Source organism: Streptomyces sp. ISL-43 (genome assembly GCF_018614195.1).
In the GTDB taxonomy this organism is placed as follows: Bacteria; Actinomycetota; Actinomycetes; order Streptomycetales; family Streptomycetaceae; genus Streptomyces.
The window spans coordinates 183,924-197,736 of sequence record NZ_JAGGOT010000034.1; the positions used below are offsets into that span (position 1 = coordinate 183,924).

At 68.6% G+C, this 13,813-nt stretch carries 12 protein-coding genes; 10 read left to right on the forward strand and 2 right to left on the reverse strand.

Annotation, left to right across the window (positions count from 1 at the left end; genetic code table 11):
• The first annotated feature begins 47 nt into the window (after nucleotides 1-47).
• The 10 genes from J7F03_RS20805 (at nucleotide 48) to J7F03_RS20850 (ending at nucleotide 11,560) form a co-directional block, all read left to right on the forward strand.
• Nucleotides 48-2,669 (forward strand): hypothetical protein, encoded by a 2,622-nt coding sequence (locus tag J7F03_RS20805; RefSeq protein ID WP_214951552.1) that lies wholly within the window; start codon nucleotides 48-50, stop codon nucleotides 2,667-2,669.
• A gap of 10 nt (nucleotides 2,670-2,679) precedes the next feature.
• Complete coding sequence (locus J7F03_RS20810; protein ID WP_214951554.1) at nucleotides 2,680-5,376, forward strand: hypothetical protein; 2,697 nt, start codon at nucleotides 2,680-2,682, stop codon at nucleotides 5,374-5,376.
• Between the two features lie 11 nt (nucleotides 5,377-5,387).
• A complete protein-coding gene (locus J7F03_RS20815) occupies nucleotides 5,388-5,825 on the forward strand; it encodes a hypothetical protein (protein WP_214951556.1) in 438 nt (145 codons plus the stop codon).
• Nucleotides 5,826-5,887: 62 nt separating this feature from the next.
• Nucleotides 5,888-6,748 (forward strand): N-acetylmuramoyl-L-alanine amidase, encoded by an 861-nt coding sequence (locus tag J7F03_RS20820; protein ID WP_214951558.1) that lies wholly within the window; start codon nucleotides 5,888-5,890, stop codon nucleotides 6,746-6,748.
• A gap of 2 nt (nucleotides 6,749-6,750) precedes the next feature.
• Nucleotides 6,751-7,014, forward strand: a complete 264-nt coding sequence (locus tag J7F03_RS20825) for a hypothetical protein (RefSeq protein WP_214951560.1) — start codon at nucleotides 6,751-6,753, stop codon at nucleotides 7,012-7,014.
• The gene (locus J7F03_RS20830) at nucleotides 7,015-7,275 is read left to right on the forward strand and encodes a hypothetical protein (protein WP_214951562.1); all 261 of its coding nucleotides are present in this window, start codon (nucleotides 7,015-7,017) and stop codon (nucleotides 7,273-7,275) included.
• Between the two features lie 8 nt (nucleotides 7,276-7,283).
• Nucleotides 7,284-8,885 (forward strand): SGNH/GDSL hydrolase family protein, encoded by a 1,602-nt coding sequence (locus J7F03_RS20835; RefSeq protein WP_214951564.1) that lies wholly within the window; start codon nucleotides 7,284-7,286, stop codon nucleotides 8,883-8,885.
• Nucleotides 8,886-8,976: 91 nt separating this feature from the next.
• The gene (locus J7F03_RS20840; RefSeq protein ID WP_214951566.1) at nucleotides 8,977-10,161 is read left to right on the forward strand and encodes a helix-turn-helix domain-containing protein; all 1,185 of its coding nucleotides are present in this window, start codon (nucleotides 8,977-8,979) and stop codon (nucleotides 10,159-10,161) included.
• A gap of 108 nt (nucleotides 10,162-10,269) precedes the next feature.
• Entirely contained in the window at nucleotides 10,270-10,596 is a 327-nt protein-coding gene (locus tag J7F03_RS20845) for a DUF6415 family natural product biosynthesis protein (protein WP_214951567.1), read from the forward strand.
• A gap of 349 nt (nucleotides 10,597-10,945) precedes the next feature.
• Entirely contained in the window at nucleotides 10,946-11,560 is a 615-nt protein-coding gene (locus J7F03_RS20850) for a hypothetical protein (protein ID WP_214951569.1), read from the forward strand.
• Nucleotides 11,561-11,949: 389 nt separating this feature from the next.
• On the opposite strand, the gene J7F03_RS20855 is transcribed toward J7F03_RS20850, so the two are convergent.
• Entirely contained in the window at nucleotides 11,950-12,189 is a 240-nt protein-coding gene (locus tag J7F03_RS20855) for a helix-turn-helix domain-containing protein (protein WP_214951570.1), read from the reverse strand.
• A 168-nt stretch (nucleotides 12,190-12,357) separates the two neighbouring features.
• Entirely contained in the window at nucleotides 12,358-13,773 is a 1,416-nt protein-coding gene (locus J7F03_RS20860) for a recombinase family protein (protein ID WP_214951572.1), read from the reverse strand.
• Nucleotides 13,774-13,813: the final 40 nt, after the last annotated feature.

Below are 13,813 nucleotides of genomic sequence, written 5' to 3' on the forward strand. Positions count from 1 at the left end.
CATGATCCGCGCTGCCCTTCGCAGCTGACCTCGAAGGGGGCGCCCCCATGGCCATGACCATCGGTGAGCTCGTCGCTGTCGTGCGCGCCGACGAATCAGACTTGGTGCGCGGTCTGGCCCGCGCCCAGCTGAGTGCCGAAGGGTTCACGGTTGACGCGGGCGGCCGGCTGCGTGGCCTGGCTGGCCGGTTCATCACGGAGTCGGCAGTCATGGACCGGGCGCTCCAGACCGTCGAGGGCGCCCTCGAAGACGTCTCCACCCAGACCACCGAGACCAACGCCGTGGTCGAGGTGGAAACCCGGACCATGGCCATGCGGTTCCGGGCCCTGGCGCGCGCTGCGGACGACTTCAGCGACTCACTTGGCGCTCGTCTCGGCCGTGCCGTGAACGGCCTGCGCGGCATCAACATCAACACGGAGCGGCTCGGCGCCATGGCGGGCCGAATTGGCGGCGTCGCCATGGCCTTCGGCAAATTCGGTGCCGCGGTCGGTACCGCCGTGCCGCTGGTGGCCAGTCTTGTCGGCCTGGTGGCGCAGATCGCACCGGCGGCCGGCCTCGCGGTGGCCGGGCTGTTCACGATGGTCCTCGCCACGCAAACCCTGAAGATCGGTATGCAGGGTGTCGGAGACGCGGTCAAGGCCGCGATGAACCCGTCCGACCCGGAAGCTTTCGCCGAGGCGATCAAGAACCTTGCGCCGTCCGCGCAGGCGTTCGCGAAGGAAGTCCGCACCCTCCAGCCGCAGATCAAAGCCCTACAGCAGGGCGTCCAGGAACAGCTCTTCTACAAGTTCGACAAGGTCCTGAAAGACCTCGGCAAGTACACCCTGCCGGTCCTCCACGAAAAGATGGAGGACGCAGCCTCCAGCCTCAACCTGATGGGCCGCGGAGTCGGCAACGCCGTCGTGGGCCTGTCCATGTCGGGCACGCTCGGCAAGGCGCTCTCCGGCGCCACCAACGGGCTCTACAACTTGGCCGCTGTCCCCTCCCAAATTGTCGTTGCCCTGACGCAGGTCGGTGCCGCCGCGGCACCCGCCTTTGGCCGCCTGACCAAAGCTGCGGGCGCGGGTGCGGACCGGCTCTCTGAGCAGTTCACCCGCGCTTTCGAGAACGGCAGCGTGGAACGGGCCATCGAGCGGGCCATCGTGATCGTCAAGCAGCTCGGCACGGTGATCGGCAACATCGGCTCCGTCATCGGCTCGGTTTTCAAGGCTGCGGAGACGTCCGGCGGCGGCTTCATGGGGACGCTCCTGGCCATCACGGGTGCTCTCAAGACGGCCTTCGCGAGCCCCGAGGTTCAGGGGGGCCTCAGGGCCATCTTCCAGACCATGGCGACGCTCGCTCAGACCGTCGGCCCGCTGATCGTCATGGCCCTCAAGGCTGTGGCGCCGGTCTTCACCGCGCTCGGGCCGCCCATCCAGCGGATCATCACCCTGCTCGGCGCCGCACTCGGGCCGGTCATCGCTGCACTCGGGCCGGTCCTGACGATGGCCGCGGTCGCGGTGGGTTCACTGCTGGACGCGGTGGCCCCGCTCCTCCCGGTCATCGGGTCGCTCGTGGCCAAGCTCCTGCCTGCGCTCACCCCGCTGCTGGCGCTCGTCGCCAACGTCTTCACCGCGCTGGCGCCGCTCGTCGCGCAGCTCGCGGAAATCCTGATGTCGGCGCTGGAGCCGATCCTTGCCGCGCTCATCCCGGTCATCCAGCCCATCGTGGACGCGCTGATGGTCCTCGTGAAGGCGGTCCTGCCGATCATCTCGGCGCAGGTGACCGCCTTCGCGCCGCTCATTGCCAAGCTGGCCGGGATGTTCGCGCAGCTCCTCGTGGCGCTGGCCCCGGTCATCGCCCAGCTCATCCTGCTCGTCGCCAACATCCTGACGAAGATGACGCCGATCTTGATTCCGATCATCGAGGCCATCGCGAAGCTGGCCGGGATGTTCGCGAACGAGCTCGGCCGGGTCATCAACTCGGTCATCATCCCCGCGCTGAACGCGATCGTCCTGCTCCTCAAGGGAGATTTCTCCGGCGCCTGGGACGCCGCCAAAACCATGGTCAAGGGCGCAGTCGACTTCTTCGTTCGGCTGCTCGTCGAGCTGCCTGCGCGTGCCGGTGCTGCACTCGCCAGCCTGGCGCCTGTGCTGTGGGCGCGCATCCAAGAGGCTGGCGGGCGCTTCAACCAGGGCGTGAGGGAGAGGCGAGACGAGGCCATCGCCCGCATCCGGGAGATCCCCGGTCAGGCCGCGTCCGCCCTCGGTGACCTGGGGTCCGTCCTGTGGAACGCGGGCGCCCGGCTGATCGGGGGCCTGATCGACGGCATCAGGTCGAAGATCGGCTCCATCCGGTCCACGCTCGGCGGGATCACCAACATGCTCCCGGACTGGAAAGGGCCGGCCGCAGTCGACGCCCGGATCCTGCGCCCCGCCGGACGCCTGCTGATGCAGGGCTTCCAGCAGGGCATCAACGACCAGACCCCGGCGCTTCAGCAGCAGCTCGGCGGCCTCACCGGGGCCCTCCCTGGGATGGCCCTCGGCGGCGCGGGCGGTGGCATGGCTGCCGGCGCGGGCCCGACACGCATCGTCGTCGAGCTGGCCGGGCCGCAGGAAATGCGGGCTCTGATCCGCGGCATCGTGCAGAAAACGGGCGGCACGGTCGAGACCGTTTTCGGCACACGATAGGAGTCTCGTCATGGCAGTGCCCGACGCCCGCGTCCAGCTCCAGATCGCCGGCGCGTGGACGGACGCTGCCGACGACACCCCCCACGGGGCTGCGATCCGGTACAGCTGGGGCCGCCGCGGGGAGGGGTCCCGCACGGACCCCGCGGCGGCCTCGTTCTCGCTCCTCAACCCGGACGGCAAGTACAGCGCCCGGAACCCCCGCAGCCCGTATTTTGGGCAGCTCGGACGCAATACGCCGGTGAGGCTCACCCATGGCGGCTCGACGGTCACGCTCGTCATCCCCAGCGGCGTGCAGGGCCGCGCTACGACCCCCGACACGGCTGCGCTCGACATCCTCGGCGACATCGACGTCCGCGCGCACCTCACCCCAGCCGTATGGGAGGGGACGCACACCAACGTCGCCTGGGACATCGTCGGTAAAACGGGCGCGTCTGGGCAGCGCTCGTGGAGCCTGCTCATGTCCAACACCGGCCTGTTCTTCCGGTGGTCGCCTGACGGCATCACCAGCATCAACACGACCGCGACCGATGTCGTGCCGTTCGCCCCGGGCCAGGAGGGGGCTGTCCGTGCCTCCCTCGACGTCAATAACGGCGCTGGGGGCTGGACCGTCACCTTTTACACGGCGTCGACTCTGGCAGGTTCCTGGACTCAGCTCGGTACCCCGGTCAGCGGCGTTGGTGTCACGTCGATCATCAACTCGACGAGCCCGGTCGAGATCGGCAACATTTCGACAGGCGCTTTCGCGACCGTGTCGCGGCGGATTCACGCGGTCGAAATCCGCAACAGTGCGGGGACGGTCGTGGCCAATCCGGTCTTCACCTCGCAGGCGAGCGGCGCGACCTCGTTCACGGACGCGGCGGGCCGCACCTGGTCGACGGCGGGCGGCGCCGAGATCACCTCCCGGCGGATCCGGGCCGTCCTGGAGGCCTCCTCCTGGACCCCGCAGTGGGGTGCCAGCGGCTACGACGTCACCACCCCGGTCGAGGCGGCCGGGATTCTGCGCCGCCTCGGGCAGGGAGACAAAGCGTTCGCGTCCACGCTGCGGCGTCGTATCCCCGCAGCCGGATCCCCGAAGGCGTATTGGCCGATGGAGGAGGGGACCACGGCGACGCAGGCGTTTTCGCCTGTCGCAGGCGTGGCCCCGCTGACTGTGACCGGTTTCGAGTGGGCCGCGGATAGCGACCTTGCCGGGTCGGCGCCGTTGCCGCGGATCACGGACGCTGCGAGCATGGCAGGCGCGGTCCCCACATATGCGAGCACTGGGCAATGGATGGTCGCTTTCGTCTACCACCTGCCGGCGGCTCCGGTCACACCGATCACCCTGCTGGAATTCACGACCACGGGAACGGCCCGACGGGTTGTCCTGACCATGGACGGCGCCGGCAACGTGGGCGTCAACGGGTACAGCGCGACCGGCGTCACCGTGTTCACCGCGGCCGGGGTCGCCACTGACTTTCATGGGCAGTGGACCCGGCTGGAAATCACAGCGACCGAAAGCGGCGCGAACACGGACTTCCACTTTGGGTGGGTTCCGATCGGAGACCCTACGGGCTTCGCGGTCAATACGACTGTTGCCGCGACGGCCGGGATCGTCACGGGCATCAACACGGTCTTCAGCCCGGCCGCAGCGGACTTCCGGCTCGGCCACCTCGGCGTTTTCAGTAGCGCCACCACGACCGTCTACACCGGTGGTGACTCCGGCTGGAACGGTGAGACTGCAGGTGCCCGAGTTCACCGGCTGGGAACCGAGGAAAACGTCCCCGTCATAGCTGGGTTGGCGCAGACCCTGATGGGCCCCCAGCGCTCCGACACCCTTCTGGGCCTGCTCGGCGAGTGTGAGATCTCCGACGACGGGATCCTGTACGAGGACCGGGAGCGGGCGGGCCTCGTCTACCGGGCACGCGCCAGCCTCTACAACCAAACCCCGGCGGTGACGATCCCCTACGGGCAGCTCGCGCCGCCTTTGACGCCCGTCGATGACGACCGGCACCTCCGCAACGACCGCACCATCCAGCGTGAGGGCGGCTCGTCGGCCCGCGCTGTCCTGACCACCGGCGCCCTGTCGGTTGCAGCACCGCCAGCGGGCGTCGGGACATACGACGACTCGCAGACTCTGTCCTTGAAAACAGATGCCCAGTGCGATGATGTCGCCTACTGGCTGCTCCACCGCGGTACGTGGGACGAGTCCCGGTACCCCAGTGTGAGGATCTTTCTCCACAAATACCCCGCGCTGATTCCCGCGGTGGCTGCGCTCCAGCCGGGCGACATCATCCGCATCACCGACTTGCCGGCGTGGCTGCCGCCCGGGCCCATCGATCTGATGGTCGAGGGCGCGGAGGAGGAGTGGAAGACCTTCGAGTGGACGATCACGCTCGCGTGCTCGCCTGCTGGCCCGTGGACGGTCGCCGTAACCGACAGCACGACACTGGCCCGCGCCGACAGTGGGGCATCCAGCCTCGCATCAGGGGTGACCACGACGGCAACGACGCTGTCAGTCGCGGTGGCGTCCGGCCCGCTGTGGGAGACGGCAGGCGCCGCCTTCCCCTTCAACATCCTGATCGGCGGCGAGGCCATGACCGTCACCGCCATCTCCGGCGCGGCTTCACCGCAGACGTTCACGGTCACCCGCTCCGTCAACGGCATCGTCAAAGCCCACCTCACCGCCGCGCCCGTGAGTCTCGCGCAGCCTGCGGTCATCGCCTACTAGGAGGCCGACGTATGACGCACTGGAAGGCCGGCCAGACAATCACCGCGGCGAAATTGGCCGTGGAAAATACGCAGGCCGAGGACACCACCTCGCGGACCAGCACGAATACGTTGTATGTGGACGCGTCCGGCGGGGTGTTCTCGGCTGCGGTCGTGGTGCCTGCGTCGGGTCAGGTGAAGGTGACCTTGCGGTCGACGCAGCGCAACAGCGGCGCCACGAACACGCTCACGTCGTGGACGGCGGTCGGTTCGACGTCCGGGACGGTCTACAGCGCGAACGACGCGGCCGCGCTGGTCGTCGGCGGCACCGCCAACTTCTCCTTGAGCCTCACCTACCGACTTACGGGCCTCACCGTGGGCGAGACCGTCACGGCGACGATCAAGCACAGGGTCGGCGCCGGTACCGGGACCTACGACTACCGCTACATCCTGCTCGAAGGCTGCTCGTAGCCCTCCCTACACCGTCCGCCCCGCGCCGTTGGCCGGGGCTTTTCTCATGCCCTGGAGGTGTCATGACGTGGTACCCCGGAGCGATCCGGATGGAACTCCAACCCGAGTCCGACAACCAGCCCGCGATCCGTCCGACGCAGTTCATCGTGCACTCAATCGCGGCGCCGTGGGACGAGAAGCGGCTCTACGCGTACTGGCGGGACTCCACCAACCTGGAGTCCCATTTCGGCCTCGACTACGACGGGAGCCTCGGCCAGTACATCGGCACGCAGACCCGCGCGGACGCCAACTACAAGGCCAACCTCAGGCCCGACGGTAGCGGCGCGGTGTCCATCGAGACCGCGTCGGACGGGGACGACCCGTGGACGCCGGAGCAGATCGAGGAGCTCATCAAGCTCGGCGTCTGGCTGCACCACACCCACGGCATTCCCCTGCACATCTGCCAGACCGCCGATGACCCCGGATACGGCTACCACCGGCTCCACGCCGCGTGGGCCGCAAGTGGCACCGACTGCCCTGGCGATACCCGGGTGCAGCAGTTCAAGAAGGTCGTCTTTCCGGGGATCGTCGCCCGGGCCACCGGCCAGACCACCGACCCGTCCGAGGAGGACGACTTGCCCACCGCACAGGAAATCGCAGACGCAGTCTGGGCCAAGGAGCTCACCAACGTAGCCACGGGACGCCCGGTGACCCCCGGCGCCGTCATGGCCTGGATGGACAAGGTCCACGCCACCCAGAACGACATCACCGGCCGCCAGATCGCTGCGATGCAGGGCGCCATCACCGCGCTCGCCACGCAGCTCGGACAGCACGACGACGTCGACACCGACGCGGTCGTCGCCGCAGTCCGCGAGGCCATCGCCGCGGCCGTCATCGACGTAGACGTCACCGTCTCCGGCACGCCCACACCGAAGGAGTCCTGACCATGACCACTCCGTTCCCCTCCGCCGACGTCGTCCTGAAGACCGGCAAGACCTACGCCAAGGACCTCACCGAGCGCGTCCTGTGGACCGGCGCCACCGCCGTGGGCGGCGTGCTCGTCGCGGCCGGCCCGGCCGACATGCTGCACGTCTCGTTCTGGAAGTCGGTGGGCGTAGCCGGGATCATCGCCGCGGGCACCCTCGTGAAGGGCCTCGCGGCGCGCCTGTTCGGTGACCCCAACAGCGCGTCCACCGCCAAGGGCGTCTAGATGGCCACCCCTGACCCTGGCGTGTACATCAGCCCGGCCCAGATGTACCAGGAGGTGAGGGGACTGGCACTAGCAGTGGGCCGGATCGAATCGAAGATCGACGGCATCCTCGACGAGACGAAAGACATCCGCGCGGACCTTCAGGACCACGAGTCGCGGATACGCACCCTGGAGCGCGGCCGGTGGCCCCTGCCGACGATCGGCGTACTCGCCGGCGTCGGTGGGGCCGTGACTGGGGCGCTCGCCCTGCTCGCCCGGTAGGAGGAGACATGTCGCAGCCCACCCGGACGATCACCGGGACGTACACCAACCCGGCCACGCAGCTACCCGCCACGGGCCGCATCGTCCTGTCGCCGCTGCCGCGGGTCTGGACCGACGCCGTCGGCGGGGAGATCCTCGCTGGCGGCGGCACGGTCGAGGTCGTGGCTGGCGTACTCTCGCGGGCCCTGGTCACCACGGACGCCCCAGGCATCGAGCCTACGACGGGCCGCTACTGGGTGTACGAGGAACGCCTCGACGGCCTGCCGTACCGGCGCAAGGTGTTCGAGTTGCCGCTCGGCGCCGGTAGCCCGATCAAGATCTCATCCATCATCGACGCGGACCCGGCGCAGCCCGGGTATACGCCCGTCCAGGGGCCGATCGGCCCGGCTGGACCAACCGGCGCCACCGGCTCGACCGGACCACAGGGGCCCGCAGGGCCCGTGGCCACGGCCTGGCGCCGCCGGGACCTCCCCGACCCGCTCCTCGCCGACGGCCTGTACACCGGAACAGCACCCGGCATCAGTACGGCACAGACCACCACCCCGACGGCCGGCTACGTGAAGTACGCGCCGCCCGGGGTCGCGCTCGCGGGCAGCGACGTCACCGGCCCGTACAACTACGCGGGCGCGTCCGGCTTCCAGATCGGTGCGGGCGCCCCGGACACGTCCTACGTCCTGCCGACGTCGAAGTACCCCAACAGCTACGCATCGGGCCAGTCAATCTGGAGCGTCGAGTTCGGCACCGACTCGCAGTTCATGCAGGTCCGCATGAAGTACATCAGCGCCGCGACGATGTTCCGGCTGACCATCGACGGCCGCAAAGTCACTGACCTGATGCAGTCGTCCGGGGGCATCACTCCAGGCTCCGGGCATCTGATCACCATCGACCTCGGCAGCGCGGCCCCACGCCGCATCCGGCTCGACTTCAGCACCTTCCCCTTCGGCGGCGTCTATCTCCCACCCACCGCGACGATGTGGCGCGTCCCGCTGGAGGGCGGCCGCCTCATGGTCCTCGGCGACTCCATCTCCGACGGGTCCGCGCAGAACGTCGGAGGCGGGGCCGGTACCTGGGTTGCGCGCGTAGCCCGCTTTCTCGGCGCCACCGACGCGTGGGAGCAGGGCCGCGGCGGCACCGGCTACATCACCGCCGGGGCATACGCGACGTTCGGGACGCGAGCCCCGGCCGACGTGGTCGCATGGGCACCCACCCGGCTCCTCGTGTCCGGCGGTTACAACGACAGCAGCGGCGACCAAGGAGCCATCGCTACTGCGGCTGCCGCGCTGTACACCACCATCAAGGCCAGCTTGCCGGGCTGCGAGATCTACGTCATCGGCTGCTGGTCCCCAGCCGCAACGCCCTCGGCAGGGGTGACCAATACGGACGCCACGCTCCGCACTGCTGCGGCGGGCGCCGGGATCCCGTTCATCAGCCCTGTCACGGGAGCTTGCTACGACGCGGCCGGAGCCCTGGTCGCTACGCATGGGCCGTGGATCACGGCAGGCAATGTCACCGCCTACATTGGCGGCGACGGCGTGCACCCGACGGACGCCGGCCACGTGTACCTCGCGCGCCGAATCACGGCCGCGCTCCGGGAACTCATGCCCGCGTGAAGCACAACGCCCCCTCTCGCCTACGGGCGGGAGGGGGCGTTTTTGTCATGTGCCGGTACCGTTCAGGTGTCGAGTCTGAACGGGAGCCAGTATGCACTCTCTACCGCACGACCACACCGGCGCGCGCATCAAGCGGTTGCGCCTCGAACGCCATCTCACCCAAAGGGCGCTGTCCGACCTCTCGGGCGTCCCGTACAGCACCCTCACGAAAGCCGAGCAGGGCGTGAAGCCCGCCAGCCCGTACGTCATCGGCCAGCTCGCCCGCGCCCTCCGTGTCGACGTCGCCACGGTCACCGGCCAGCCGTACGTCACCGAACTGCGCGAGGACCAGCTGGACATCCTGATCCGGCCGATCCGTGAAGCGCTGGACGTGTACGACCTCGGCGCTGACCCGGACATCACCCCCCGCCCGCACCAACTCCTCGCCGCCGACGCCGAGGCCCTTCTCATCGCCGTCCGTGCCGGGGAGATCAAGCAGGCCGCCACCCTGGTACCTGGGCTGATCGTGGAAGCCACCACGGCGGCGCACACCGCGCCCAGCCATGAGGGCTGGCTCCTGCTGGCCAGCACCTACCGCTCCGCGTACGACGTGGCATCAAAGCTCGGCTACAACGACCTCGCGGCCATCGCCCTGGCCCGCATGGACTGGGCCGCCGAGCGCGGCTCCAGCGCGGCTCTGGGCGGCATCTACCGCTACATGCGGGCCCTGACTTACCTCCGCGACGGCCAGTACCGCACCGGCCAGCGGCTGACGGACCTAGGTCTCAGAATCCTGGAGCAGGCCGAGCCGGGCCATGAGCGGGAGGTCGTCACCGGTCAGCTCCACCTCGGCGCTGCGGTGATGGCCGGCCGGTCGAAGGACAAGGCCCGGGCGGAGGGGCACCTTGCCGAGGCCCAGCGGATCGCCGACGGCACGGGCGAGGCGGCCACCATGCACTACCTCGCGTTCGGCCCGACGAACGTGAAGGTCCACCGGGTCAGCGTGTTGGCCGAGCTGGACGAGTACGGAAAGGCAGCGCAGACCGGGCGGAGTGTGCAGGTTCCGCAGGACTGGCCGAAGTCCCGGAAGTCGCACCACTACGCCGAGTTGGCGCGGGCGCAGCTGTGGACGGGTGACCTCGACGCGTCGTTCGACAACCTGCTGAGGGCGCGGAAGGCGGCTCCGCAGCAGGCCCGGTATCACCAGACTGTCCGTGAGACGTATTCGGGGCTGGAGGCGGCGCGGCGTCAACTCCCGGATTCCTTCCTGTCGTATGGCAACTGGCTGGGCGTATAACACTCCGCAAATCCTTGGCCCCAGCTATCACCAACTCGTGATAGCTGGGGCCTTGTTGTGCCCTCACCCTGGTCCTACCACCCGCTGACGACGGTAGGGAGCACCGCCATGGCCGATGAAGCACGCACGACTGAGGACCCCGTGCGGCGGGCCCTCGGCCCCTACTCGGACCGTCCCGACGCCGAGAGTGTGGCCGAGCTTCTCGCCGGCCTGACCGACCTCGGCGAAAGCCTTCATGCCAAGGTCAGCCGCATCCCGTCCAACGTGCAGACCGAGCGCGCGAAGGCCCTGCTCGCCGAGTGGCCATACGTTCTCAGCATGGGCCCGTCCGACACCAGCGACCATGCGGGCTGGAATCACGCCCGCGGCCTCGCCCGCATCATCATGGGCCTGACGGCCGCCCTCGGCGACCACCACGCAGGCGGCGTCCGGTGATCCGAATCTGCTGCCGATGCGACCGGGCCATCATCAAAGGTGACTACGTCACGATCCCCGGGCATTCGGCGTCCGGCGCCCGCCCTGACATGAACGCCCACGTGTCTGGCGCCTGGGAGTGCCGGCCCATCACCGCGAAGGACCCGCGGTGACCGAGCGCGCCCGTCAGGCCCTGTACGTACTCACTGTTCTCGGGATTCTCGCCGTCATCGTCATCGGCACCCACTGACCCCCGCCCCCGGCCCTCCGGATCCAGTTCCCCCTTCGGGCGGCCGGGGCGGGCTCCTACTTCGGCGGCCGTCGAGCCGGCCGTCGGCACACCCACGTCCTGATTGAGAGGTACACCCTCATGGCCACGCCCACCACACTCCGGGCCTCCGCCCGCCACCTGCTCTCCGACGAGGACTTCAACGCCCTGGCCGACCTGATCGTCCGCGACAATCCCGGCCTGACGCCAGCCATGGCCGAGGCTGTCTTCGGGGAGGCCCGCAACCTGCTGTCTGACGAGGCCGTCGCAGGCTTCGTGGCCAAGGCTGTCAGCAACAACCCTGGCGTCGACCGGCTACTCGCCGAGGACATCGCGGATGAGGCGATCAAGTTCTGTGCCGCTGCCGCGCATCGCGCCAAGCTGCGCAGGCAGGACCCGGCCCAGGAGTTCAGCAAGATGCTGCCCTCCGCGACCGTCGATGCCGGATGGCATGCCCTGCTTCTGTGCTCGAAGATCGCCGCGAAGCTTTCGGCGGTCCTCGGCCACTTCACCCACCACGTGCCTGAGGTCGCGAACTACGACCGCGACGACGCGGCCCTCGAGGAAACTCAGGACGCCATCCGCGCCGCCGGCTACGAACCGAACCCTCCCATGTGGGATCCCGCGACCGACCGCCTCGTGAAGATCTCCGGAGTGAGCATGCACTCGGAGTGCACCGAGGGCGGCTCGGCTTGCGCGGCCCCGCCGCCGGCTTGAGACAACCGCGGCCGGCCGACGCCTTGCACCACTACAGTCGACTACGTTCCGCAAGGAAGGAGTTCCAGTGAGCGACGAGACTGGCGATGCTCGAGAGACGTGGGTGGACCCGCGGCTTCGGGATGTGGTGGCGCTGTTGGGTACGACGCGGGTCGAGAGGCGAGCTAGCGGGCGGCGAGGTCGCCGGGTCTGCCCGCACGGGTTGGGCGTGACGCTCATGGTCGACCTCGCGACCGGCGCACCACGAAACGTCCACTGCTCGGCCTGCACCGGCTGAGCACGCCTGCCCCGGCCAGCAGTCCCCCCGTCGGCCGGGGCTACCTAACGGCGGCCTCGCCCCGTATGGTGCGTGCATGCCGCACATAAAGGCCTTACGTTCCGCTTAGCCTCTACTCCCGCACCAGCTCGGCGAGCGGTACACCGAGCGCGTCGGAGAGCCGCAGGAGCGTGTCTAGGCGCGGGCTGACCTTGCCCTGTTCGAGCAGGGTGTACGACGGCCGGTCCATTTCCATGGAGTTCGCCACCCGCTCCTGGGTCAGGTTCCTGTGCTCTCGCGCAGCCCGGATCTGGAGTGCGATGCGTCTCCGACGGGCGAGCACGTCGTCGGAGGGCGGTACGGAGCGCGGCACCTGTCCACGCTCGGGCAGTCATGATCGAATGTCAGTTGGCCAAACCCTACATCGAGTGATCTTGCATATATGCGGGAATGAGCCCCGCACCTAGATCGGCCCTCCCAGTCCAGCCCCCCAGGCGGCGGGAGTGGCCGGCAGGCCCCCACCGACGGGTGGGGGCCTGTCTCACTTCTTCCAGTCAATCCGAACGGCGTCCGAATCCCACCCAGGCCCACGCCGCGCCGGCAGCACCGTCACCGTGGCCAGAAAGGCGAGGACGGCACGCTTGCGTGAGAGGTCGAGCCCCCTCCACGCCGCCTCGACATCGCCGCCCACGAGCTCCAGCGCCGGGTTCACTCGGACGGCCCGAGACAGCAGGGCCTCAGCGGCGGCCATCCGTTCCTTCGCTCCCGTGCTTGCGACCCGCCAGGACCGCAGGTCCATACCACCGGCGCCGAGCTCCGCAGCCAGTTCATCCAAGGTCTCGCGCGCATCCTTGAGTTCCGCCTGCGCGGCCCTCACATCGACGGGGTCCTCATGCCGGGCAATCAGATCCACGGCATCTGGCAGGGACAACCGATCCACCACAGCCAACTGCACATGGTCATCAAGGAGCTCCGCCGAACGTCCCAGGTGGGGAGTCGCCCGGCACATGTAGTGCTTCGTCACTGGCCCACCGCGCCGCTGCGATTGGTTCGCCTTCAGCGTTGAGCCGCACCGGCCACACAGATAGATTCCCGACCCCAGATACCGCCGCTCCGTCTGAGGAACGATCTGCCTGCTCGCGTTCTCCAGGTAGGCAACCACACTTCGCCAGGTCGGTTCGTCCAGCGGGAAGAGCCAGCTACCCGCGCCCACTGAAACACCGCGATGCACCTGGAAGCCAGCGTTCCTAGGCCGCAGGAGCATCGCGCGCACCCCTGCGCTGGTCCACTCCGATCCCCGGCTGGTCTGGAACCCGGCCCGATTCCAGGAGCGGGCGATAGACAGCCGGCTAGCCCCCGACAGGACAGACGCGGCGGCCTCGCGGATGGCGGTGAACTCAACGCTGATCGGCGTGACACCGTCAGCCTCCCATCCGAATGGGCGACCGCCTCCGAGGAACTTGCCATCCTTGGCCAGCTCCTCGCGCTTCCGGCGCTGCCGCTCTACCATCCGCTCGACCTCGTAGCGGGCCTGCACGCCAAGCTGCCGGGCGATCATCCGCCCGGTCGCCGTCGTGAGATCCAGATCGCCCGCCTTGACGGTGCGAGTCTCGACCCGCCGAGGCTCGCAGATGTCGATGTACGCCTCAAGCTCGGCAGGCGATCTATGTAGGCGGTCGGTATGCCAGGCAAGTACGCAGTCCCCCTCACCGTCACGCAGCGCTGTCAGTGTGGCCTGATAGCCCGGGCGGGGCTTACCGGAGTAGGCGCTCATGTCGTTGTCCTCGAAGATGAGGACGACTCGGTACTCGGCGTCGTTCGTCGAGAGCCGCTTGGCGAGGGCGGTGCAGTCTTCGACCTGTCGAGCAACGCCGAGGCCGGCGCCCTCTTTGTCCTCGCTGATGCGGGCGTAAATGATGCATCGGACGACGCGTCGTCCGGTCAAGGGATGCTCCATGACTGGATGCTGCCATTAGTTAACTTGCTTAGCTAGGTTT

Coding starts and splice junctions, on each gene's coding strand:
- J7F03_RS20805 (WP_214951552.1), top strand. CDS start 48: ATGGCCATGACCATCGGTGAGCTCGTCGCTGTCGTGCGCGCCGACGAA.
- J7F03_RS20810 (WP_214951554.1), top strand. CDS start 2,680: ATGGCAGTGCCCGACGCCCGCGTCCAGCTCCAGATCGCCGGCGCGTGG.
- J7F03_RS20815 (WP_214951556.1), top strand. CDS start 5,388: ATGACGCACTGGAAGGCCGGCCAGACAATCACCGCGGCGAAATTGGCC.
- J7F03_RS20820 (WP_214951558.1), top strand. CDS start 5,888: ATGACGTGGTACCCCGGAGCGATCCGGATGGAACTCCAACCCGAGTCC.
- J7F03_RS20825 (WP_214951560.1), top strand. CDS start 6,751: ATGACCACTCCGTTCCCCTCCGCCGACGTCGTCCTGAAGACCGGCAAG.
- J7F03_RS20830 (WP_214951562.1), top strand. CDS start 7,015: ATGGCCACCCCTGACCCTGGCGTGTACATCAGCCCGGCCCAGATGTAC.
- J7F03_RS20835 (WP_214951564.1), top strand. CDS start 7,284: ATGTCGCAGCCCACCCGGACGATCACCGGGACGTACACCAACCCGGCC.
- J7F03_RS20840 (WP_214951566.1), top strand. CDS start 8,977: ATGCACTCTCTACCGCACGACCACACCGGCGCGCGCATCAAGCGGTTG.
- J7F03_RS20845 (WP_214951567.1), top strand. CDS start 10,270: ATGGCCGATGAAGCACGCACGACTGAGGACCCCGTGCGGCGGGCCCTC.
- J7F03_RS20850 (WP_214951569.1), top strand. CDS start 10,946: ATGGCCACGCCCACCACACTCCGGGCCTCCGCCCGCCACCTGCTCTCC.
- J7F03_RS20860 (WP_214951572.1), bottom strand. CDS start 13,773: ATGGAGCATCCCTTGACCGGACGACGCGTCGTCCGATGCATCATTTAC.